Raw genomic sequence first — 23042 nt, 5'->3', positions numbered from 1 at the left:
GGCGATGCCTTATCCTTTATGATCGCTGCGGCCAAAGTCCGGCCGCGCATCATCCTGCCCCAATGCCACGATAGATCGGCGAATAGCGCGGGTTTTGGTGAACAGGTCAAACATTGCTTCGCCATCGCTGGCAATGATGCTTTCGCGCATATGGGCCAGATCGGTGAGGAATGTGTCGAGCATTTCGAGCACCGCTTCCCGGTTGTTCAGGAATACATCACGCCACATGGTCGGGTCTGATGCGGCAATGCGGGTGAAATCGCGGAAACCCCCGGCGGAATATTTGATCACTTCGCTGCGGGTCACTTCCTCAAGGTCAGAAGCAGTGCCGACGATTGTGTAAGCGATGAGATGCGGAATATGGCTGGTGACGGCGAGCACCCGATCATGATGGGCAGCGTCCATCACTTCGACCATCGCACCCAGAGCTTCCCAGAAATCGACCAGCCGGTCCACCAGTTTGGAATCGGCCCTTTCAGGCGGGGTAATGATGCACCAGCGTTGTTGGAAGAGGGAAGCAAAGCCTGCATCCGGCCCGCTGTTTTCCGTGCCTGCCACGGGATGAGCCGGTATCACCGCCACACCGGGCAGCGCATCTTGCAGGGCTTGCGTGATCGTCGCCTTGGAAGAGCCGACATCGCTCACCAGCACGCCCGGTTTCAGCGCATCGGCAAATTCCTGCGCGGCTGCACCCATCGCGCCCACAGGCACGCACAGGATCACCAGATCGGCATCTTTCACGGCCTTGGCGGCGGTGGAGCAAATCACGTCAGCCAGCCCGCGTTCGCTTGCCCGAAGGCGCACGGCGGGGTCTGCATCATAGCCGGTGGTCTGAACCCCCGGCAGGTGGCTTTTGACCGCAAGCCCGATAGAGCCACCCAGCAACCCAAGGCCGATGATCGCAATGCGATGGAAACTCATCCGGCCTGCTCCGCCAATGTGCGGATCGTCTCGGCGATCTCGGTCATATGGTCAGACGCGCCGATGGTGATCCGTAAGGCTTGTGGCAGGCCCTGTCCGGGCAGCCAGCGCGTCGCATAGCCTCGGTCCGCCAGCGCATCATGCACCGCCTCAGCCGTTAGCGCACCTTCAAACAGGATCAGCACGAAATTGGCCTGGCTCGGCAGCGGGCGGATGCCGTGATTGCCCAGCGCTTCCAATGCCGCCACAAAGCGCGCGCGTTCCGCCAGATTATGCGCGCGCGATTTCTTGACAAACTCCTGATCGCGTAAGGCTGCCAGGCCCGCAGCCTGCCCGGAAAGCGAGACATTGAATGGCCCGCGAATGCGGTTCAGTGCATCAATGATATGCGGCGCACCAGTGCCCCAGCCAATGCGTTCACCGGCAAGGCCGTAAATTTTCGAAAACGTCCGCGTGACCAGCACATTGTTGGCCACTTTTGCCAGTGCCAGCCCGCCATCATCATCTTCCGGGGCAAGATATTCGGCATAGGCCTGATCGAGCACGAATAACACATCATCCGGCAAAGCAGCATGGAGCCGGGCAATCTCGCCTTTGGGCAAGAAGCTGCCGGTGGGGTTGTTCGGATTGGCAAGGAAAACCACGCGGGTCTTGTCGCTCACCAGCCCAAGCAGGGCATCAATATCAGTGCCATAATCCAAATCAGGCGCGATAACCGGCGTCGTGCCACAGCGTCTTGCGGCAATTTCGTAAACCGAAAAGCCATAGCGCACATAGAGCACTTCATCGCCCGGCCCGGCGAAAGCCTGCACCGCCAGATTGAGCAATTCATCCGAACCGGTGCCGCAGACCACCCGTGCCGCATCCAACCCATGCAGATGCGCGATTTCTTCGCGCAAGGCCCGTGAATCGGGATCGGGATAGCGATCCGGCCCCGGCGTTGCGGCGCGCGCAGCCAATGCCGCCGGGCTGGTGCCAAGCGGATTTTCATTGGCGGAAAGTTTGATCAGCTCGCGCCCGCTTGCGGAACGCGATTTGCCGGGCACATAAGCGTGGATTGCCTCGATCCACGGCTTCATTTCAGGGCGCTTTGTCATCACTTGCGCGCATAGCTTCCCTTGCGAGGAATTGACAGCCTGCTTGCGTTGGCCCAATCCGCGCTTCTTATGGCAACTGCGCTTGAAACCGGCCCCAGCCTGACGCTTTCCAAACCTCTGCCGCTCGACAGCGGGCAGGTGTTGGAGCGCGTCCAGATCGCCTATCAAACCTATGGCACGCTGGCCCCTGCAAAAAACAACGCGATTCTGCTGTGTCACGCCCTGACCGGCGATCAGCATGTCGCCAATCCGCACCCCATTACCGGCAAGCCCGGCTGGTGGGACCGGATGGTTGGCCCCGGCAAACCGATCGACACCGATCGCTATTTTGTCATCTGTTCAAACGTCATCGGCAGTTGCATGGGCTCCACCGGGCCTGCCAGCATCGCCCCTGATGGCAAGCCATACGGGATGCGCTTCCCGGTCATCACGATTCGCGACATGGTGCGCGCAGAACTCGCGCTGCTGGATGAATTTGGCATTGAAAAACTGCACGCCGTGGTGGGCGGGTCGATGGGCGGAATGCAGGCATTATCATTGGCGGCCAATTTCCCTGAACGCGCCGAACGGGTGCTGGCGATTGCCACCACCGCGCGCCATTCAGCCCAGAATATCGCGTTCCATGAAGTCGGGCGGCAAGCCATTATGGCAGACCCGAACTGGCAGGAAGGCGCCTATTACGACACCGGGCGCGACCCGGATTCCGGCCTCGCCGTAGCGCGGATGGCGGCACACATCACCTATCTGTCCGAAGCGGGGCTGACGCATAAATTTGGCCGCCGCCTGCAGGATCGGCCCAATGGCGAAAAGGGCGCGATCAGCTTTGGCTTTGATGCCGATTTTCAGGTCGAAAGCTATCTGCGCTATCAGGGCCTTAGCTTTACCAGCCGCTTTGATGCCAATTCCTATCTCTATATCACCCGCGCGATGGATTATTTCGATCTGGCGGAAGAACATGGCGGCAGGCTGGCGAATGCTTTTGCCGGTTCTTCTGCGCGCTTCTGCCTGATCAGTTTCGACACGGACTGGCTTTATACGACATCGGATGCTCGCAGCGTGGTTCATGCGCTGAACGCGGTGGCGGCCCCGGTCAGCTTTGTGGAACTTTCCGCGCCTTATGGGCATGACAGTTTCCTGCTCGATGTGCCTGCGCTGGACCGTGTGGTTGGGGGGTTCTTGGGCTGATGGCTTTGCGTTCTGACCTTCGCGTGATTGCTGACAATGTGAAAGCCGGTTCACGCGTGCTCGATATTGGTTGCGGCGATGGCGATCTGATGGCTGTGCTCCAGTCCGAAAAGGGTGTGGATGCGCGCGGTATCGAGATTGACCCGGAAAGCGTTGAACATTGTGTGAGCAAGGGCCTTTCCGCCATCCAGGGCGATGCGGATCGTGATTTGGCCGAATATCCCGATGGCGCGTTCGATTATGCGATTTTGAGCCAGACATTGCAGACCGCAGAAAGGCCCGATCTGATGCTGGACGAATTGCTGCGCGTGGGGCGGCAGGCCTTTGTCAGCTTCCCCAATTTCGCCCATTGGCATGTGCGTTCGCATCTGATGTTCAAGGGTCGGATGCCGGTGACCAATCGCCTGCCCGTCACCTGGTATGAAACGCAGAACATCCACCATCTGACCGTGGCGGATTTTGAAGTGCTGCTGTCCGCCAAGGGCGTTTCGATCGTCAAAAGCTGGTTCTTCCACGGGGACCGCGAAATCGGCCATTTCGCCGCCAATTGGCGCGCCGAATATGCGGTCTATCAGCTCAGCCGGTAACGGGAGGGCTTAAAGCCCGCCCGAACTATCATTGACCAGCAGCACGCTATCTTCGCGCGCCAGGGACCACAGGCTCAACCCGGCAGCGCTCGCCCGTTCGACCGCCATGCTGGTGGGCAGGGAAATGGTCACCAATTGGCTCGCCCCAGCGCGGACTGCTTTTTCGACAATCTCATAAGAACAACGCGCGCTGGAAAGGATAAAACCCTCCGCCGGATTTTGCCCCGCCAATGCCAGCGCGCCGATCAATTTGTCCATCGCATTATGCCGCCCGACATCTTCGCGCGCATGAAGAATGGTGCCATCCATATCGACAAATGCCGCTGCATGGGCTGCGCCGGTCGCCCGGCCGAGCGGTTGATGCGCGCGCAGGCTTTTCAGTGCCCCAAAGATCGCTTTAGGTTCCGCTAGAACGTGTTCAGGCACCTTTGGGAGCCTTTGTGCCACCTTTTCCAGATTCTCGATTCCGCACAATCCGCAGCTTGATTCAGCCACTCTTGTGCGGACTCTTTCGGTCAGTTGTTCGATGCCCAGGCCAGACAATGTGGCACGTAAAATCCAGCCATTTTCAACTTCGGCCACACCGATATCAGTGATGTCAGAAAGCTGCCGGGCCAGTCCTTCATTGAGCGCAAAGCCGCGCGCAAAATCTTCCAGATCAGCGGGCGTGCCCATCATCACCGAATAGGCTAAACCGTTAAATTCCAAGGCAATAGGAACTTCGGGCACCCATTCCCGCGTGACAGGCTGGGCCGTTAAGTCAGCGCAAATTTGGGTGATCTCAGCCAGCGTCAGACTGCCCGATATCGTCTACCGCATTGAACTCGGTCGCCCGGGTTTGATGCGCGGGAATCTCGCCCTGTGCCAGCTCTTCAATTGCCGCTTTGGCGATGGGAGAAAGGTCTTGCCCGCCATCGCCAAAGATCTGCTTTTTCATCCGCGGGTCCCAGAACATATTGATATGGTCAGCAGTCGCTTCCACCGCATCAACATGGCCCATAATCTCGAAATTCCGGGCGATCTGATTGGCCATGCGGCGCAGCGTTTCAATTGTGCTCCCGCTCATTCCGCAGGCTCCATTTCGCCTGCAATTCGGCGGGATTTCTGGGACAGGTCGGTATATTCTTCCTGCCAGTCAGACGGGCCGTTCGATGGCATTACCTGCACCGCTGTCACCTTATATTCCGGGCAATTCGTGGCCCAGTCGGAGAAATCAGTGGTGACCACATTGGCCTGCGTCGCAGGATGGTGGAATGTGGTGTAAACCACGCCCGGAGCCACCCGGTCGGTGACTTTGACGCGCAATGTCGTCTCACCCGTCCGGCTTTTCAGCGTGGTCCAGTCCCCATCATTCAGGCCCCGGTTTTCCGCGTCCGATGGGTGCATTTCCAGCAAATCTTCCGGGTGCCATTCCACATTGGCGGTCCGCCGGGTTTGCGCACCCACATTATACTGGCTGAGAATACGCCCGGTGGTCAGTAGCAGTGGGAAACGCGGGCCGGTTTTCTCATCCGTCGGCACATAATCGGTGACAACGAATTTGCCCTTGCCGCGCACGAAACCATCCACATGCATGACCGGCGCGCCATCAGGAAATTCTTCATTTACAGGCCATTGCAGCGAATCTTCGCGCTCCAGCCGGTCCCATGAAACCCCGGCAAAGCTTGGCGTCAGACGAGCGATTTCGTCGAGAATTTCAGAAGGATGGGTATAGCTCCAGCCAAGGCCAAGCGCATTGGCCAGCGCCTGCGTCACTTCCCAATCTTCCATCCCATTGGCGGGTTCCATCACCTTGCGAACGGGTTGAATCCGCCGTTCTGCATTGGTGAAAGTGCCGTTTTTTTCGAGGAAGGTCGAACCCGGCAAAAACACATGCGCGTAATTGGCGGTTTCATTGAGGAAGAGATCATGGACAATCACCAGTTCCATCGCTTCAAGCCCGGCGGCGACATGCTGGGTGTTGGGATCGGACTGGAGAATATCTTCGCCCTGAATGTAGATCGCGCGGAATTCGCCATCCACGGCGGCATCGAGCATATTGTTGATGCGAAAACCGGGATCAGGATCAAGTGTGACGCCCCAATCCTTTTCAAACAAGGCGCGAGTGTCGGCATCGGAAATATGGCGGTATCCGGGCAATTCATGCGGGAAGCTGCCCATATCGCAGGCTCCTTGCACATTGTTCTGCCCGCGCAACGGGTTCACGCCGACGCCCTTGCGCCCGATATTGCCGGTCACCATCGCAAGGTTGGCAATCGCCATCACGGTGGAAGATCCTTGGCTGTGTTCGGTTACGCCGAGGCCATAGTAGATCGCGCCATTGCCGCCGGTGGCATAGAGCCGTGCGGCTTCCCGCACGCTTTGTGCAGGCACACGGGTGACCCCTTCGAGCACTTCAGGGCTGTTCTTGTCTTGCGACACGAAACGCGCCCAATCCTGATATTCATCCCAATCGCAACGCGTACGGATGAATTCTTCATCGGCCAGCCCTTCGCTCACAATCACATGCGCCATGGCGGTGAGCAAGGCGACATTGGTGCCCGGTTGCAGCGGCAAATGATGCGCTGCCTTGATATGCGGAGATTTGACAAGGTCAATCCGGCGCGGATCGATCACGATCAGCTTGGCACCCTGGCGCAGGCGCTGCTTCATACGGCTGCCGAAAACCGGGTGGCCATCGGTCGGGTTGGCTCCGATCACCAGAATCACGTCAGAATCTTCGACTGAATCAAAATCTTGCGTCCCGGCTGACGTGCCGAAAGTGGTTTTCAATCCGTAGCCGGTTGGGGAATGGCAAACGCGGGCGCAAGTATCGACATTGTTTGAACCAAAGCCGCCCCGGATGAGCTTTTGTACCAGAAAAGTTTCTTCATTGGTGCAGCGGCTGGAAGTGATGCCCCCCAACGCCCGCGCTCCATGATCGCGCTTGATCTGGTTCAGCTTGTTGGCGGAGAAGCTCAGGGCCTCTTCCCAGCTCACTTCGCGCCAAGGCTGGTCGATATTGTCGCGCACCATAGGGCGGGTGATGCGGTCCTGATGGTTGGCGTAACCCCAGGCAAAGCGGCCCTTTACGCAGGAATGGCCACGATTGGCTTTGCCATCCTTGTAAGGCACCATGCGGACAAGCTGTTCCCCGCGCATTTCGGCGCGGAAGGTGCAGCCCACGCCGCAATAGGCGCAAGTGGTGACCACCGCGCGTTCAGGCTTGCCGATTTTCTTGACGCTTTTTTCCTGCAAGGTCGCGGTCGGGCAGGCCTGAACACAGGCCCCGCAACTGACGCATTCGCTGGACATGAAATTATCCAGCGTCTGGCCCGCGCTGACTTCAGAGCCAAAGCCGCGCCCATCAATGGTGAGTGCAAACGTCCCTTGCACTTCATCGCAAGCCCGCACGCAGCGTGAACAGACAATGCATTTGCTCGGGTCGAAGTCGAAATAGGGGTTGGAATGATCGGTCGGCTCGGCGAGGTGGTTGGCCCCTTCATAGCCATAGCGGACATCGCGCAGACCAACGGCGGCGGCCTGATCCTGAAGTTCGCAATCATTATTGGCCGAGCAGGTGAGGCAATCGAGCGGGTGATCGGAGATATACAGCTCCATCACCCCTTTGCGCAATTTGTCGAGTCGCGGGGTCTGGGTTTTGACCACCATGCCTTCAGCGGCGGGTGTGGTGCAGCTTGCCGGTGTGCCGCGCGCGCCTTCGATTTCAACCAGGCATAAGCGGCAGGAGCCGAATTGCTTCAAATTGTCTGTCGCGCAGAGTTTGGGGATCGAACTGCCGATTTCGGAGGCCGCACGCATGACGGTAGTGCCCTCTGGCACTGTGACCGCGCGGCCATCAATGGTCAGCGTGACGTGTTTTTCAGACTTGACCCGGGGGGTGCCGAAATCCTTTTGCCTCTCATAACCCATAATTTTTCTCCGCCGCGTTCAGATCCGCCTGCGTGTTGATATTAGCAGTTTTATGCGTGCTTTTCACCGGTGTTGCGCCAATCTTTTCAGCAAATGCGCGCATGGAATGTTTGCCGCTGCCTTCAAGGATCGCCTCCACCGCCGTGGCGGCGTTTGCGGGCCAGTGACCAATCACCGGCTGGCTTTCGAGAGATGCAGGGGCAGGAGACAGCAGTTCCAGCAAATTGGCAGGCAGGTTCAGCGAATCCACCCCGCAGGTCAGCACCGTTTCATAATCCATATCCTGCGCGTATCGCAGGCCCGCTGCGATCCCGCCGAGCGGACCCATGCCGGGATGAGGCCAGTCCGGGATGCAAGGGGCGGGGCCGGTTTCCCGACCTGCAATCACCACCATTTCGCACCAGCCGGACAGTGCATCTACTGCGCGAGTGAGCAGCGTATGGCCGCCAAGTTCCGCCAGCGCCTTATCGCTGCCGAAGCGGGTCGAGAGGCCGCCTGCCAGAACCACGCCCAAAATCATGTGCCGACCCGATCAAGCGCATTGCGCACACTGTCAGGATTGTCGCTGAAATCTTCAGGCCAGTGGCGCATGGCGCTCAATACCGGATAGGGGGTGAAGCCGCCCAATGCGCAAAGTGAAGAGGATTTCATCACATCGCAAAGATCAGCCAGCAGGGTGACTTCATCTTCGGCTGAACGATCCTGCTTTGGCGTGTTGTGCATTTGCGGCTGGCGTTCGAGTGTGTCCCGCTTGCGGCCTGCGCGCATCCGGTCAATAATTTCGACCCCGCGCACCGAACCAATCCGGCAGGGCGTGCATTTGCCGCAGCTTTCCGCCGCGCAGAATTCCATGGCGAAACGGGCCATGCCGCCCATATCCGCGCTATCGTCAAACACGGTGATGCCGCCATGGCCGATCAGCGCTTCGCTGGCGGTATATTCTTCATAGTCGAATTTGATGTCGAACTGATCGGGGTGGAGATAGGCGCCCAATGGCCCGCCGACCTGCACTGCTTTTACCGGACGGCCCGATTGGGTGCCGCCGCCAATATCGTTCACCAGCTCGCCCAGAGTGATGCCAAAAGCGGTTTCATACAGTCCGCCATGTTTGATATTTCCGGCAAGCTGGATCGGCATGGTGCCTTTGGAGCGCCCCATACCAAGCGCTTCATAATCATTGGCGCCGCCTTGCCCCAGGATATGGGGCACAGCGGCGAGGGTGAGGATGTTGTTCACCACCGTCGGCTTGCCAAACAGCCCTTCGAGAGCCGGAAGCGGCGGTTTGGCGCGCACTTCACCGCGTTTGCCTTCAAGGCTGTTGAGGAGCGAAGTTTCTTCGCCGCAGACATAGGCCCCAGCGCCCACGCGCACTTCGCATTGGAACGGCGCGATGATGTCTGCGCACAATTCCAGCGCCCGGTTCATCTTGGCGATAGCATCGGGATATTCGCTGCGTAGATAGACATAGCCCTGATCGGCACCCACGGCTTGCCCGGCAATCGCCATGCCTTCGATCAGAGCGTAAGGGTCGCCTTCCATCACCATCCGGTCAGCGAAAGTGGCACTATCGCCTTCATCGGCATTGGCGACGATATATTTTTGCGATCCCGGTGCAGCGGCGACGGTGCGCCATTTGATGCCCGCCGGGAAACCTGCCCCGCCACGGCCCCGCAGGCCGGAATGGAGCACTTCTTCGACAATTTGTTCCGGCCCGATTTCGCGCGCACGTTTCAACCCGTTCCACCCGCCGGTGGCTGCGTAATCTTCGAGGCTTGTAGGGCGGGTCTTGCCAGCGCGGGCGAAGGTCAGGCGCTGCTGTTTGGCGATGAAGGGATGGTCTTCGATGACGCCGATGGCAAGGTCACTGGTGCCGTCCAGAATAGCCGCCACATCGTCCAGCGTGGCGGGGCCAAAGCCCTTGCCATCAATCTCTACCAGCGGTTCAAGCCATTGCATCCCCCAACTGGAGACGCGGTGAACGGTGCAGCCGTGCTGTTCAAAAGCCGCAGCCAGAGCATCAGCGCCGCAAGCGCGGGCGAGGGCGTCATCGGAGATACGAACAAGGGTCATACGGTTTCGATCAGCTTTTTGAGGCGGTCTGAATCAAGGCGGGCGTGGAGATCGTCACCAATGCGGGCATTGGGGCCGACCGAACACAGGCCAAGGCAATAGACAGTGGCCAGTTTGACGCGGGTGCCAGCGGCGGCTTCTGCATCCGCGATCAGCGCTTCAACGCCGCGCGATTTGCAGGCTTCGGCACGGCAGATCTGCACCACCGGGCGCGCATCAGGCTCTCCATGAAAATCGTGATAGAAGCTCACCACCCCATGCACTTCGGCGCGGCTGAGGTTGAGGCCTGCGGCGATGATCCGCTCGCTATCAGCGTCTACGCAGCCAAATTCGGCTTGCACATCATGCAAGATCGGCATCAGCGGCCCTTCACGGCTCTGATGCTCTGCGATGATTTCGCTGAGGCGCTGTTCCTTGCTCACTTTTTCAGCCTTTCAGCAGCCCAGGCGATGTGATCGCCCATAAAGGTCGAAATGAAATAATAGGAATGGTCATAGCCTTCCTGCATCCGGATGGTGGCAGCGATGCCCGCTTTGTCACAGGCTTGAACCAGCAGCGGGGTTTTCAGCTGTTCTTCCAGAAAATTATCGGCTGTGCCCTGATCGACCAGCACATCGGCGATGCGCGCACCATCTTCAATCAGCGCCACAGCATCATATTCGCGCCATAGAGCCTGATCGTCACCCAGATAGCCGGGCAGGGCCTTGTCACCCCAAGGGCAGTTGAGCGGGCTGGTGATGGGCGCAAAGGCGCTGACGGATCGGAACCGTTCCGGGTTGCGCAGGGCAATCGTCAGTGCGCCATGGCCTCCCATTGAATGGCCGGTGATGCCCTGCCGTTCCATATCGACCGGGAAATTCGCCGCGATCAGATCGGGCAGTTCTTCCTCGATATAGGAGCGCATCCGGTAATGTTTAGCCCAGGGTTCCTCTGTCGCATCGACATAGAAGCCTGCACCTTTACCGAAATCATAGGCTTCATCATCGGGCACATCTTCGCCGCGCGGGGACGTATCCGGCGCGACGAAGATGATGCCATATTCAGCACAGAACTGACGATAATCGCCCTTTTCCATGACATTGGCGTGGGTGCAGGTGAGACCGGAAAGATACCACAATACGGGCAGCTTCGTGCCCTCAACATGGTCCGGCACGAAGACCGCAAAGGTCATTTCCGTGCCGGTTTGGGAAGAGCTGTGCTTGTAAACACCTTGCGTGCCGCCAAAGCTCCGGTTTTCGCTGACCACATCCAATGTCATCAGATCAATCCCTGTCGCCCGTATTCGGGGCAAAGGCGCAGATCTTGTGTCCGGCTGGATCGCGCAGATAAGCGCCATACATATTGCCGGGGGAATTGGCGCGGAAGCCGGGTTCACCCGCATCGCTGCCGCCATTGGCAAGGCCTGCCTTGTGGAAGGCTTCAACCGTATCATAATCGGCAGCTTTCAGCCCCAATGTGAAGCCGTTGTAGGCGGGCGCTTCTTCGCCATTGGCTGGCTTATTCACGATGAAAGTGCCGCCTGCGGTTGGATAAGCGACGGCACCATTGGGCAGGTCAATCGGTGCATCCTGACCGAGAACGGCCATCACCGCATCGTAGAATTTGCGCGAGGCGGCCATATCATTGGCGCCGATGTAGAGATGATTGAACATGGGGGTTTCCTTTATTGCGAGAGATTCAGGCGCTTGGCTTTATTTCATGCACAACGCAGAGCTTGTTGCCAGCCGGATCGCGCAGATGAGCCACATCGACCTCCAGGCCAGTGGCAGGTGAAATGCGGGTAGTCGGCTGATTTTCACAAAAATGTCCGCCATTTTCGAGGCCCAGTCGATGCCAATCATGCACGGCTTGAGTACTAGGGGCGATAAAGCCGATGGTGCCGCCATTGGCATAGGTGGCCGGTTCACCATTGATGGGTTTGCCGACGATAAATATCTGTCCATTCTGCTCGTAAAGGAGCCGGCCCTGGGAGTCGATTTTTGCAGCAGGAATGCCGATTGCCTGAAGCGTCGCGTCATAAAATTTGCGCGCTTGTTCGACATTGTCAGTGCCAAGAACGATGTGCCTGAAAATCGTCTTTCTCCTTATTTGCAGACCGACAGTGTGCCGGTCTGCACAATAGTATGTCTTTAATACACGACGACGGAGCGGATGCTTTCGCCGGCATGCATGAGGTCAAAGCCCTTGTTGATTTCATCAAGGGTCAGCACATGGGTGATCATCGGGTCGATCTGGATTTTGCCGTTCATATACCAGTCGACAATCTTGGGGACATCGGTACGGCCCTTGGCTCCGCCAAAGGCACTGCCGCGCCAGTTGCGGCCCGTCACGAGCTGGAAGGGCCGGGTTGAAATTTCTGCGCCGGCTTCGGCCACACCGATCACGATGGAGGTGCCCCAGCCCTTGTGGCAGCATTCCAGCGCCTGACGCATCACCGTGGTGTTGCCGGTGCAATCAAAGGAATAATCCGCGCCGCCATCCAGCATATTAACCAGATGTTCGACCACATTGCCGACCTGCTTGGGATTCACAAAATCGGTCATCCCGAATTTGCGGCCCCATTCTTCCTTGTCGTTGTTGATGTCGACGCCGACAATCCGGTCCGCCCCGGCCATCTTGGCACCCTGAATAACGTTGAGGCCAATCCCGCCAAGGCCAAAGACCACCACATTGTCACCCGGCTTGACCTGCGCTGTGTTGACCACTGCGCCCACCCCGGTGGTGACCCCGCAGCCTACATAGCAAGAGGTCTGGAAAGGCGCGTCTTCACGGATTTTGGCGACGGCGATTTCCGGCAGCACCGTGAAGTTGGAGAAGGTGGAGCAGCCCATATAGTGATAGATGGTCTGGCCCTTGTAGGAAAAGCGGCTGGTGCCATCAGGCATTAAGCCTTTGCCTTGCGTTTCGCGGATCGCGGAACACAGGTTGGTTTTGCCCGACAGGCACATTTTGCACTGGCGGCATTCAGGCGTGTAGAGCGGGATCACGTGATCGCCGGGCACCACCGAGGTCACACCAGCGCCCACTTCGCGCACAATCCCTGCACCTTCATGGCCCAGAACGCTCGGGAACAGGCCTTCGGAATCCAGCCCGTCCAGCGTGTAGGCATCGGTGTGGCAAATACCGGTCGCCATGATTTCGATCAGCACTTCGCCCGCCTTGGGGCCGTCTAGATCCAACTCGACAATTTCGAGTGGTTTTTTAGCTTCAAATGCGACTGCTGCGCGGGTTTTCATGGGTTACCTCATCTTATCAATGCGTTTGAATGTCTTGGCCCATAGAGGTCTTTCTGCTTGCCGTATACCAGCCAGAAGGGGCTTCCAGACTGGTAATACTCGGCAAGAGAATGATCAGACAGCCTCCTTCGGATCGGCTGGCTTGTCTCCCAAATCCGCATCACCATCACGCAGCGGTAGCAGCATGAACAAGATAGCGGAAATGACCGAGCCCATGGCCATGATCGCCGACACTGGCAGCAAATTATCATTGCCCAATGCATCAAACAGGAAGCCTGCGATGATCGGTGAACTTGCTGCGCCCAAACGGCCCACACCCAGCACAAAGCCCGTGCCGGTCGCCCGGGCATAGGCAGGGAAGCCCAGTGCAAAGGCAGAATAATAACCCACGATGGCAGCATTGGTGGTGAACATTGCGAAGAAGGCCATCATGCGCCAGCCCCACAATGTGTCCTGCCCATAGCCGAAGGCAGTCACCGCAACCACACCCAGCAGCAGCATGGCGATGGTTGGCCCACGGATCTGCCAGCGCTTCATTAGAAAGCCGAAGATCAGTCCGCCAATTGCCCCGCCAATATTGGCATAGGTGAGGGTGCTGGCTGCTTCTGGCTGTGAGAAGCCAGCATCAGCCACAATCTTTACCGCCCATTTCAGGATGTAATAGAAGGTGATGGTGTGGAACATATAGCCAAAAGCCAGCAGCAGCGTGACCGGACGTAGCCGCGAATTGGTCAGGATATCTGACACTTTGGGCTTGGGTGCGCTGGTGGAGATGGCTTTCAATTCCGTGATTTGTGGTTTGCCAAAGGCACGCAAAGCGCGGTTGATCTTGGCCACTGCCCCATCCCCGCGCCGGGCGGTGAAATAGGCTGGAGTTTCAGGAACGATCAGCATCACGAGCGGGATCATAATGGCGGTGACAACAGCGCCGAACAGGAACACAGCACGCCAGTCATAGACTTGCAGCAGCCATGCTTGTGCCGCAAAACCGCCAATCACGCCGCCCAAGGGGTAGCCGATAACATAGAGCGCCATCGCGATGCTGCGGCTGGATTTGCTGGTGGTTTCGGCCACCACAGCATTGGTCGCCGCCAGCATACCACCGATGCCGATGCCGGTGAGGAAACGCCACAAGGTCAGCGGTGTGACACCGCTTGCCGCATGGGCGAAATACATGCCGATGGCCATCACCACCAGACAGGCCAGCATGGTAAGCTTGCGCCCGAAGCGGTCAGCCATCCCGCCCAGCAGCACAGAACCGGCGCCCATACCCACCAGTTCGGCGGACAGAACAATGCCCAATTCACTGCGTGGAACGCCCCATTCAGCCGAAATGCCTGGCGCTGCAAAGGCGCTCGACAAAACGTCGAACCCATCCAGCGCATTCAGCATAATCATGATGACGACCACGGCCCATTGGCGCAGGCTCATCGGATTTTCGTCAATGATGATACGTGGATCATTCATCGTCGTGGCGGTGCTAGCCATTATTCTGTTCTCTCCCTCACTCGGCCGCTCAATCGTGTATTCGGCTCAGCATTTCCACTAATTTCTCAATTTCGCTCGGTTTTAGTCGACTTTTTAGCCATGCTTCATGTTGAGCGATACATTGTTTCGCGGCGCTTAAAGCCGTTCGCCCTTCATCCGTAAGATGCAGAGCCTGCTTGCGACCATCTGTCAGACTGCGTTCGCGCCGGATAAAGTCTCTTTGCTGCAAGCGGTTGACGATGGTCATGGTGGTGGCCCGATCCATCTGTAATTCACGGCCAAGATCGATCTGGGAAATGCCCGGATGATCGTCTGTCAGCCACAGGACAGAGACCTGCTTTTGCGTGAGGTCCAGATCAGCAAAAGTCTCCGTAAAGTGCCTGTTTACTGCGCCATGAGCGAGACGAATGTGAAATCCGACGATGTCATTCAGCCCCTCTATTTTATCCATTTCCACTAAACTGCCACGCTCTTTCACTAATGATCCCCTGCCCCGCGTCTTTGATCTTGCTAATTCGTTAGTGAAGCATACAATTCGGCGCAAGGAGAGGATAAAAAATGGTACATTTCCCGGACAATCCAAATTTCACCGGATTTAACACACCTTCGCGTGTTGAGGCGGATATTCGCGACCTTGCGCATGAAGGGGAAATTCCCAAAGAAATCGACGGTGCCTTCTATCGGGTGCAGCCCGATCCGCAATTTCCGCCCTATCTGGGGGATGACATCGCCTTCAATGGTGATGGAATGATTACCCGCTTTCACATCCATAACGGGCAATGCGATTTCAAGCAGCGCTGGGCACATACGGATAAGTGGAAAGCGGAGCGGGAAGCAGGCCGTGGACTGTTCGGCGCTTACCGTAATCCGTTGACGGATGACCCAGCCGCCAAGGGTATTTACCGCTCCACCGCCAACACCAATGCATGGATATACGCCGGCAAATTATGGGCCATGAAGGAAGATAGCCCTGCGCTCATCATGGACCCGGTTACGATGGAGACTGAAGGGTTCGAGAAATTCGACGGCAAGATGACCGGGGAAACCTTTACCGCACACCCCAAAATTGACCCGGACACCGGCAATATGGTCGCCATTGGCTATGCGGCCAGTGGGCTGTGCAGCGATGATGTGACCTATTATGAAGTGAACCCGCAAGGCGAACTGATCCGCGAAGTGTGGTTCAAGGTGCCTTATTATTGCATGATGCACGATTTCGCGGTTACGCCGGATTATCTGGTACTCCACATAGTCCCATCCATCGGCAGTTGGGAACGGCTTGAAAAAGGCCTGCCGCATTTCGGTTTTGACACCACGATGCCGGTGTATCTTGGCATCATTCCACGCCGCGATGATGTGCAGCAGGACGATATTCGCTGGTTCAAACGTAACAATTGCTTTGCCAGCCATGTGCTCAACGCCTGGCAGGAAGGCACGAAGGTTCACTTCGTGACGCCGGAAGCCAAGAACAATATGTTCCCCTTCTTCCCTGATGTGCATGGCGAACCGTTCAACGGAATGGAAGCGATGAGCAAGCTCACCCGCTGGACAGTCGACATGGCCTCCAATGGGGAAGAATTTGATTCGATCACACCGCTGACTGAAACAGCCTCCGAATTTCCCCGGATTGATGACCGCTTCACCGGCAAGAAGAACCGTTATGGCTGGGGCTTGGAAATGGACATGCGCCGCCCGGTGGAATTGAAGGGGGGCAGTGCAGGAGGCCTGTTGATGAACTGCCTTTTCCTCAAAGACCTTGAAACGGGAGATGAACAGCATTGGTGGTGCGGCCCGGTCAGTTCTTTGCAGGAACCCTGCTTTATCCCCCGGACAGCCGATGCACCGGAAGGGGATGGCTGGATTGTGCAAGTCTGCAACCGGCTGGAAGAGCGCCGTTCTGATCTGTTGATTTTCGACGCGCTCGATATTGAAAAGGGGCCTGTGGCAACGATCAATGTGCCGGTTCGCCTGCGTTTTGGCCTGCATGGCAATTTCGCTACGTCCGAAGCGATTGGCCTGAAAGAAGCTGTTCCCGCCTGACTGGGTTAAACCCAAAAGAAAGAGAAAGGGCCGCTCCGTATCATCCGGAGCGGCCCTTTTCTATGTCAGTGATGGATGGCTCAGGCCATCACGGTTTCACGCGCATCCTGCAGGATCAGGTCTGCGCCCTTTTCACCGATCATGATGGTGGGGGCATTGGTGTTGCCGGAAATGATTTTCGGCATCACCGATGCGTCAATCACGCGCAGGCCTTCTACACCGCGCACCTTGAGGTCAGGCGTCAGCGGCGCGCGATCATCTGGACCCATCGCCACCGTGCCGACCGGGTGATAAAGCGTGCCCCCTGCGATCTTGGCATATTCCAGCATCTGATCATCCGTATCACCAAACGGGTCACCCGGCTCTTTCAGATACGGGATCAAAGCTGGCTGCTGCCAGATTTTGCGAACCAGCTTGAGCTGAGCCACGGCCGATTCCCGATCCAGCGGATCGGACAGATAGTTCGGCGTGATCGAAGGGTGGTCATTGCCATTGGGTGTTCTTGCGTGGATCGAGCCGCGCGATTCTGGCCGCAACTGGCAAGGGTTGGACGCAAGGCCGGGTTCTTTTTCAAGCTGCAAGGCCTGTGTGGCGTTGAGTTCGGCAATGTCCATGCTGGCCGCCATGACGTGAATTTGGACGTCGGGGTTTTCCAGTTCCGGCCGGGTTTTGGCAAAGGCTGTGCCATGCGCCACCGGATAGGAAAGCAGGCCTTTACGCCCAAGGCCGTATTTGGCGACCTCCTTGGCCAGATTGAGGCCGGTCGAAAGGTGGTTGATCGAGTGCCAATCTTCCTTCAGCCGGGCCTGACAGCCGATCATGAAGTGATCCTGCAGATTTTCACCAACCATAGGTGATTCATGCACCACGTTCACACCCAGCTTTTGCAGCAGCGCGCCCTGACCAACGCCGGAAATTTCCAGCAGCTTGGGGCTTTCCACTGAACCTGCGGCAAGGATGACTTCGCGGCCGACCATGACTTTGCGCGTTTCGCCGCGCTGATTGAATTCGACGCCGACAGCCTTCTTGCCGTTGAAAATGATCCGCGTGGTCATCGCACGGGTTTCAACCGTGAGGTTGGAGCGCTTCATCGCCGGATGCAGATAGCCCACAGCGGCGGAATGGCGGCGGCCCTTCTTCCAGGTCAGCTGGAACCAGCTCACACCTTCCTGATCGCCGGTGTTAATATCATCGCGATAAGGGATGCCCGCTTCAACGCAGGCGTCAATCAGCGCGGCGCTTACCGGGTGGTGTTCAGAAAAGTCAGCCACATTGAGCGGGCCGCCTGAACCATGCACATCGCATTCACCGCGCTCCTGATGTTCGCTCTTGCGGAAATAGGGCAGGACATCATCGTAGCTCCAGCCACGTGCACCCAATTGCGCCCAACCGTCATAATCGGCTGATTGACCGCGAATATAGAGCATTCCGTTGATTGAGCTGGAGCCGCCCAGCACTTTGCCCTTAGGCCATTTGTGGCTGCGATTGCCCGAGCCTTCATCCACTTCGGTTTCATAGAGCCAATTGACCTTCGGATCATTCAGCGTCTTGCCAAAGCCGATGGGCGTGTGGATCATCATGTTGGACATGAACTGGCTCGGTTCTTTCATCGGGCGATCATCCCCGCCCGCCTCCAGAAGAACCACTTTGTATTTGCCGCTTTCTGTCAACCGATTAGCCAGAACACATCCGGCACTTCCGGCCCCGACAATGACATAGTCCGCGTAAAGGTCCGCAGCCATCCAAAACTCCTCTCGTTGTTTTTTGAGTGCAATCGTGCGATTCGTTCGCCCGGTGCACTCAGTTTTTTGTTTATTTATCCATTACCACTCTTTGGGAGAAATGCCAGATGATCAAGCCAGAACTTGAGTTTGTCTATGAAGCGGGGGGCGATTTGGGTGCCCCCAAACCTATCGGCAAGACGATGGATGGCACCCGCCGGATCATTCCGATCAATGAGGGCGGTTATGTCAAAGGCCCGAAAATAAGCGGGAAGCTGATGGGCAGCTCGGCCGATTGGCAATTGACCCGGCACGATGGTGTGACCGTGGCTGATGCACTCTATGCCATCGAGACAGATGATGGTGCGATTATTCAGATCCGCAATCGGGGATTACGCCATGGCCCGCCCGATGTGATGGCGCGGCTGGCAGCGGGGGAAGAGGTGGACCCGGCGGAATATTACTTCCGCACGGTGCCCGAATTTATCGCGCCCGAAGGCCCCTATGACTGGATGAACAAGTCGATCTTCATCTGCTCGGGCGCGCGTTATGAATTTGGCATCAAGCTGTGGGTCTGGCGCGTTACCTGACCTTCAACTCTTATGTGGCGCGGCTCTCAAGCGATCCTGAGATCGACGAGGGTCGGGCCTTCTGCGGCAAAGCTCCATGCAAGGGCTGCGTCCAGATCGCTTGTATCGTCCACCTTGCGGGCAGGGATACCTTGCGCTTCGGCGAGCTTCACAAAGTCGATGCCTTCCAGATCGGTGCCGGGCACAGAATTCATCCCGAAGTGGCTGGCAAAGCCTTGCAGCGCGGCATAGCGTGAATTGTTGAGAATCAGGAAGCTGATATTCGCATCATGGAGCTTGGCTGAATAGATGCCCTGAATAGTGTACATCGCCCCGCCATCGCCCAGCACGGCGAGCACCTTGTCGCTCTGCCCGAAAGCTGCGCCAATCGCAGCTGGCAGGCCATAGCCAAGCCCTCCGCTGGCGCAGGTGAAGAAGCCTCCTTCGCGTAGAATCGGCAAATTGTCATGCATTGGACCGCGCGCCGTGGGCGCTTCTTCCACCACCACAGCATTGTCAGGCCGAAGCGCGGCAATACGCGACAGGACATAGCGGTCGGTCATCTCAGCATCGGGCGTGTCGAGAGAGTGTTGCTTGCCTGCAAAGCTGCGGGGGTTCACTGTGTCCGCCAATGCTGCCAGCGCCGGGCCGACACTGCCCAGCACACCCAGCGCATCACCGGGAAGGGCGGCGAGGTGGCTTTGCGTATCGCTCAACGCGGCGAGCTTGGCATGGGTCGGCCAATGCGGCCCGCTGCCTTCGACATGATAGGTGAACACCGGAGCGCCTGCGACGAGGATGGCATCATGGTCCGACAGCAGGCGGACAATATCTTCGCGCATGGCGGGTAGGAAACCGGCAAATTGCGGGTGGTTTTCCGGGAAAACTTCACGCGCTGCAAAAGGCGCGACCCACACGCTCGCCCCGCTTTTTTCAGCGAGCGCAATAGCGCCCTCCCAGCCATGGCTATCCGCCGTACCGGTGCCGAGGACCAGCGCCGGACGGGAGGCTTCGTTGAGCAAAGCGGCGAGGCGATCCAGCCCGGTGGGTGTAGCCAGAGTTTCGAGTGAAAGATCAGGCAGCCCCGGCATTTCGCATTCGCGGTCCCAATCATCCACCGGGATCGAGACGAAAACCGGCCCCATCGGTGGGGTCAGCGCGATATGGAAAGCGCGCAGCAGCGCTTGCGGCACATCTTCAGCCCGTGCCGGTTCACACGCCCATTTGACGTAAGGCTGCGGAAATTCTGTTGCTCGTTCGGCAAAGAGGAAGGGGTCATAGGGCAGGATGGACCGCGCCTGCTGGCCTGCTGTCACCACCACCGGCGCATGATTGCGAAAGGCGGTGAAGAGATTGCCCAGTGCGTGGCCCGTCCCGGCCGAAGAGTGGAGGTTGACCAGCGCTGGCTTCCCGCTGGACCGGGCAAAACCGTCGGCCATGCCCACCACCACTGCCTCATTGAGACCCAGCACATAGTCGAAGCCTTCCGGCATTGCTTTCAGCATCGGCAATTCGGTGGAGCCGGGATTGCCGAACAGGCGGTCGACCCCGAAATGCTGAAAGATTTTGAACGAGACTTCGCGGACGGTGGGCATCAGACTTTCTCTCCTGCAGCGCGTGCCCGGTCGAGCACACTGGCTTCATCGCGATTGACACGAATCATCACGATGATCAGCAGGGTGATGATAACAGGTGAAACCAGATTGATCGATATAATGGCAGAGGCCAGATCGCCGCCATTGGCATCACTGATCATGCCCACGGCATAGGGGCCAATCCCCAGGCCAAGCAATGTTGAAACCATAATATAGAGCGAAGAGGTTACACCGCGCATCCGGGGCAGCACCAGATCATACATCATGGAATAAAGCGGCGGCATCCACATTGTCAGGATCAGGCTGTAAAGTGTGAAGCGTAAGTAGAAGCTACCGGATGTGTCTGCACTATAGACCCAGATGGCGAGCAGTGGCGAAGCCCCCAGAGAGAAGAGCGCAAGGCCCACTCTGCCAGCGCCTGCCAGATGTTTGTTCACCAGATCAGTCAGTGGCCCGGCGATCAGCGGCCCCATCACTCCCAGTGCGGCGGCCAGCAAGCCGAATTGCAAGCCCGTCTCGCCTGCGCTTAACCCATAGGAGCGCATGATAAAGCTCGGTGTGAAACCCATCACGCCATAATTGATGGCGGTCTGCAAACCGCCGACCAAAATCAGCATGAGCAGGGAAGGGGACAAGACAACTGCTGCGGTAGGAGCGTCGGTCAGCTTGAAGCTTTGAAACAGGTTGAGCACCACAAACAGGCCAAAACCCACCACCAGCCATTGCAGGACATGCGGGTTGAGGTGGAAGCTGCCGATTTCAAGCGGAGGGCGGGGTGAAAAGCTCTGTGTCCAGCTAATCATACTGACCACGAAAATGGCGATCAGCGCGAGGCCGACAAGGTTGATCGTCCATTGTTTTTTGCTGGCACCGCGATGCCAGAGGAGGAACCAATTGGTGCCCGGTGTCACTGCGCCCAGCATTGCGGCACTGGCCTTGAATGGGTGCGGATCTTTGGGGCTTTCAATCCCTTCCATCGCGCCGCGCCGGGGTTCTTTCATCCGATAGAGCAGGATGGCGAGAATAAAGCCGGGAAGCGATGCGATGATGAAGGCAAATTGCCAGCCCGAAAAGCCAAGCGGGGCATTGCCTTGCGCGTAGGTTTTATCCCACCAATCGGCAGCAATCCCGCCCAAAATCATCGACAGGCCCAGCCCGACTGCCACAGCAATGGCCATGGCGGCCATGGCGATCCCGCGCCGGGCTTTGGGGAATTCATCGAAAATGAGACTGTTGCCAGCCGGTTGTGCGGCGGCTTCTCCGATGCCAACACCAAGGCGTGAAATGGCGAGCAGGCCAAAGCCACTGGCAAAGGCGGCCAGCCCTGCCGAAAATGACCAGATAGTGATGCAAATGGCGAGCAATTTGCCGCGCAACCAGCCATCGGCCAGCCGCCCCAGAGGTAAAGAGAACAGCGCATAGAACAGCGCAAAAACCGTGCCGTAAAGCAGGCCCAGTTCGGCATCGCCTATATGAAGGTCTTCGCGGATGTTGGTGGCCAGAATCGACAGGATTTGCCGATCGAGCAGGCTCATGGCCTGAGTCAGCGAAACGAGCGTCAGCGCATACCAGCCGGCTCGGCTGACCTTGGTGGAAGCAGCCATTTTCGGGGCTGCGGCATTGGGTGTCGCCATGGGCATCCTCTGGAAATTTTGCAGCTACACCTGACATATTCAAGCTGCACTGCCCCGCTGCCTTATAGTTTTTGATGATGGCAGCAGGGCAAAATGGTCATGAGCTTCGGCGGTTGGGAATCATTTTCCCAAAGCCTTGGCAATGGTCTGGCTGATGGGCGTGGTGGGACGGCCGATCAGTTTGCCCAGCGTCCCGCTATCATTGAACAGCGCATCCTTGCTGGTGCTGTAGCCCGAATTGGCGACCACTTTGGCGATGAAATCGGGCAGGCCCACCTGTTCAAGTGATTGGGTATAGTCTGCTTCGCTCATATCGACATATTTGACCGGCTTGCCAGACTGGCGGGATACTTCGGCAGCAAATTCGTCCATGGTCCAGGCCGTGTCGCCTGCCAGTTCATAGATGTCACCTCCCTTGCCGTTGACCAGCACAGTGGCGGCCCCAGCGGCAAGGTCAGACCGGGAAGCGGAGGAGATCTTGCCCTTGCCAGCAGCGCCGGTAATCACTCCGGCTTCGATCTGGGGGCCAAGTGAGCCGATATAATTTTCATTATACCAGCCATTGCGCAGCAGATCATAAGTCAGCCCGCTTTCGGCGAGCGATTTTTCCGTCGCGCGGTGTTCTTCGCCCAGCTTGATCGGCGTGTTCGGCGCATCGAGGATGGAGGTATAGGCCATATAGCTCACGCCCGCCGCCTTGGCCGCGTCAATCACGGCCTGATGCTGGCGGGGGCGCTCACCCAGTGCGCTGCCTGAAATCAGCAGCAGGCGGTCCACACCATCAAAGGCGGCCGGCAGTTTTTCGGGCTGATCATAATCGGCCGCGCGCACATCCACACCCATTGCAGCGTAATCCGCCAGTTTGGCCGGATCGCGGGCAAAGGCCACCACTTCCTTGGCAGCCACTTTCTGCAAAAGCTCATCAAGAACGAAATGGCCGAGTTTGCCGGTTGCGCCGGTTACTCCATAGATCGTCATACAATTCTC

At 57.8% G+C, this 23042-nt stretch carries 22 protein-coding genes; 5 read left to right on the top strand and 17 right to left on the bottom strand.

Going from position 1 to position 23042, the window contains the following annotated elements; genetic code table 11:
• Positions 1–9: 9 nt before the first annotated feature.
• Positions 10–921, bottom strand: coding sequence for a prephenate/arogenate dehydrogenase family protein (locus tag GRI39_RS09255; protein ID WP_160739429.1), 912 nt, complete (start codon positions 919–921; stop codon positions 10–12).
• Entirely contained in the window at positions 918–2018 is a 1101-nt protein-coding gene (gene hisC, locus GRI39_RS09250) for a histidinol-phosphate transaminase (RefSeq protein ID WP_160739428.1), read from the bottom strand. The genes GRI39_RS09255 and hisC overlap by 4 nt, the downstream gene beginning before the upstream one ends.
• A 69-nt stretch (positions 2019–2087) precedes the next feature.
• Here hisC and metX point away from each other — a divergent pair, with 69 nt between their 5' ends.
• Both metX and metW read left to right on the top strand, forming a co-directional pair.
• Complete coding sequence (gene metX / locus GRI39_RS09245) at positions 2088–3203, top strand: homoserine O-acetyltransferase MetX (protein WP_160739427.1); 1116 nt, start codon at positions 2088–2090, stop codon at positions 3201–3203.
• On the top strand, positions 3203–3790 hold the full coding sequence (gene metW / locus GRI39_RS09240; RefSeq protein ID WP_160739426.1) for a methionine biosynthesis protein MetW: 588 nt from the start codon (positions 3203–3205) through the stop codon (positions 3788–3790). Before metX ends, metW begins: the two co-directional genes overlap by 1 nt.
• Before the next feature lie 9 nt (positions 3791–3799).
• On the opposite strand, the gene fdhD is transcribed toward metW, so the two are convergent.
• From fdhD to GRI39_RS09200, 8 genes are read right to left on the bottom strand one after another with little or no spacing between them, the layout of a single operon-like run.
• Complete coding sequence (gene fdhD, locus GRI39_RS09235; protein WP_343033323.1) at positions 3800–4519, bottom strand: formate dehydrogenase accessory sulfurtransferase FdhD; 720 nt, start codon at positions 4517–4519, stop codon at positions 3800–3802.
• A gap of 52 nt (positions 4520–4571) precedes the next feature.
• Positions 4572–4856 carry a formate dehydrogenase subunit delta gene (locus tag GRI39_RS09230; protein WP_160739425.1) on the bottom strand — a complete coding sequence of 95 codons (285 nt, stop codon included), beginning with the start codon at positions 4854–4856 and terminating at the stop codon, positions 4572–4574.
• Positions 4853–7702, bottom strand: a complete 2850-nt coding sequence (gene fdhF / locus GRI39_RS09225) for a formate dehydrogenase subunit alpha (RefSeq protein WP_160739424.1) — start codon at positions 7700–7702, stop codon at positions 4853–4855. Before fdhF ends, GRI39_RS09230 begins: the two co-directional genes overlap by 4 nt.
• On the bottom strand, positions 7692–8222 hold the full coding sequence (mobA, locus tag GRI39_RS09220) for a molybdenum cofactor guanylyltransferase (RefSeq protein WP_160739423.1): 531 nt from the start codon (positions 8220–8222) through the stop codon (positions 7692–7694). Before mobA ends, fdhF begins: the two co-directional genes overlap by 11 nt.
• Positions 8219–9772: an NADH-ubiquinone oxidoreductase-F iron-sulfur binding region domain-containing protein gene (locus GRI39_RS09215; protein ID WP_160739422.1), complete on the bottom strand. Its 1554-nt coding sequence runs from the start codon at positions 9770–9772 to the stop codon at positions 8219–8221. The genes mobA and GRI39_RS09215 overlap by 4 nt, the downstream gene beginning before the upstream one ends.
• Positions 9769–10194, bottom strand: coding sequence for an NAD(P)H-dependent oxidoreductase subunit E (locus GRI39_RS09210; protein WP_160739421.1), 426 nt, complete (start codon positions 10192–10194; stop codon positions 9769–9771). The genes GRI39_RS09215 and GRI39_RS09210 overlap by 4 nt, the downstream gene beginning before the upstream one ends.
• A complete protein-coding gene (gene fghA, locus GRI39_RS09205) occupies positions 10191–11030 on the bottom strand; it encodes an S-formylglutathione hydrolase (RefSeq protein WP_160739420.1) in 840 nt (279 codons plus the stop codon). Before fghA ends, GRI39_RS09210 begins: the two co-directional genes overlap by 4 nt.
• A 4-nt stretch (positions 11031–11034) precedes the next feature.
• Positions 11035–11424 (bottom strand): VOC family protein, encoded by a 390-nt coding sequence (locus GRI39_RS09200; protein WP_160739419.1) that lies wholly within the window; start codon positions 11422–11424, stop codon positions 11035–11037.
• A 151-nt stretch (positions 11425–11575) separates the two neighbouring features.
• On the opposite strand from GRI39_RS09200, the gene GRI39_RS09195 reads away from it, so the two are divergent.
• Entirely contained in the window at positions 11576–11905 is a 330-nt protein-coding gene (locus GRI39_RS09195; RefSeq protein ID WP_160739418.1) for a hypothetical protein, read from the top strand.
• On the opposite strand, the gene GRI39_RS09190 is transcribed toward GRI39_RS09195, so the two are convergent.
• From GRI39_RS09190 to GRI39_RS09180, 3 genes are all read right to left on the bottom strand, one after another.
• Positions 11902–13008, bottom strand: a complete 1107-nt coding sequence (locus GRI39_RS09190) for an S-(hydroxymethyl)glutathione dehydrogenase/class III alcohol dehydrogenase (protein WP_160739417.1) — start codon at positions 13006–13008, stop codon at positions 11902–11904. The genes GRI39_RS09195 and GRI39_RS09190 overlap by 4 nt on opposite strands.
• A gap of 114 nt (positions 13009–13122) precedes the next feature.
• Complete coding sequence (locus GRI39_RS09185; RefSeq protein WP_246205006.1) at positions 13123–14496, bottom strand: MFS transporter; 1374 nt, start codon at positions 14494–14496, stop codon at positions 13123–13125.
• Between the two features lie 28 nt (positions 14497–14524).
• Positions 14525–14947, bottom strand: coding sequence for a Saro_0803 family transcriptional regulator (locus GRI39_RS09180; protein WP_160739723.1), 423 nt, complete (start codon positions 14945–14947; stop codon positions 14525–14527).
• Positions 14948–15054: 107 nt separating this feature from the next.
• Between GRI39_RS09180 and GRI39_RS09175 the strand changes: the two genes are divergently transcribed.
• Positions 15055–16536, top strand: a complete 1482-nt coding sequence (locus tag GRI39_RS09175) for a lignostilbene-alpha,beta-dioxygenase (RefSeq protein ID WP_160739416.1) — start codon at positions 15055–15057, stop codon at positions 16534–16536.
• 80 nt (positions 16537–16616) lie between these two features.
• Here the strand turns inward: GRI39_RS09175 and GRI39_RS09170 are convergent, their stop codons facing one another.
• Positions 16617–18278, bottom strand: coding sequence for a GMC family oxidoreductase (locus GRI39_RS09170; protein WP_160739415.1), 1662 nt, complete (start codon positions 18276–18278; stop codon positions 16617–16619).
• 107 nt (positions 18279–18385) lie between these two features.
• Between GRI39_RS09170 and GRI39_RS09165 the strand changes: the two genes are divergently transcribed.
• A complete protein-coding gene (locus GRI39_RS09165) occupies positions 18386–18847 on the top strand; it encodes a DUF3237 domain-containing protein (RefSeq protein WP_160739414.1) in 462 nt (153 codons plus the stop codon).
• A gap of 26 nt (positions 18848–18873) precedes the next feature.
• On the opposite strand, the gene mdlC is transcribed toward GRI39_RS09165, so the two are convergent.
• The 3 genes from mdlC to GRI39_RS09150 all read right to left on the bottom strand — a co-directional run bounded on the left by mdlC (position 18874) and on the right by GRI39_RS09150 (position 23033).
• Positions 18874–20421, bottom strand: coding sequence for a benzoylformate decarboxylase (mdlC, locus tag GRI39_RS09160; RefSeq protein WP_160739413.1), 1548 nt, complete (start codon positions 20419–20421; stop codon positions 18874–18876).
• The gene (locus GRI39_RS09155; protein ID WP_246205005.1) at positions 20421–22055 is read right to left on the bottom strand and encodes an MFS transporter; all 1635 of its coding nucleotides are present in this window, start codon (positions 22053–22055) and stop codon (positions 20421–20423) included. Before GRI39_RS09155 ends, mdlC begins: the two co-directional genes overlap by 1 nt.
• Positions 22056–22175: 120 nt before the next feature.
• Positions 22176–23033 (bottom strand): SDR family oxidoreductase, encoded by an 858-nt coding sequence (locus GRI39_RS09150; protein ID WP_211371527.1) that lies wholly within the window; start codon positions 23031–23033, stop codon positions 22176–22178.
• Positions 23034–23042: the final 9 nt, after the last annotated feature.

The organism is Altericroceibacterium indicum, from assembly GCF_009828105.1.
Lineage (GTDB): Bacteria > Pseudomonadota > Alphaproteobacteria > Sphingomonadales > Sphingomonadaceae > Altericroceibacterium > Altericroceibacterium indicum.
Note: the sequence above shows the minus strand (reverse complement) of the source record. Positions and strands in the feature narration are given on the sequence as shown.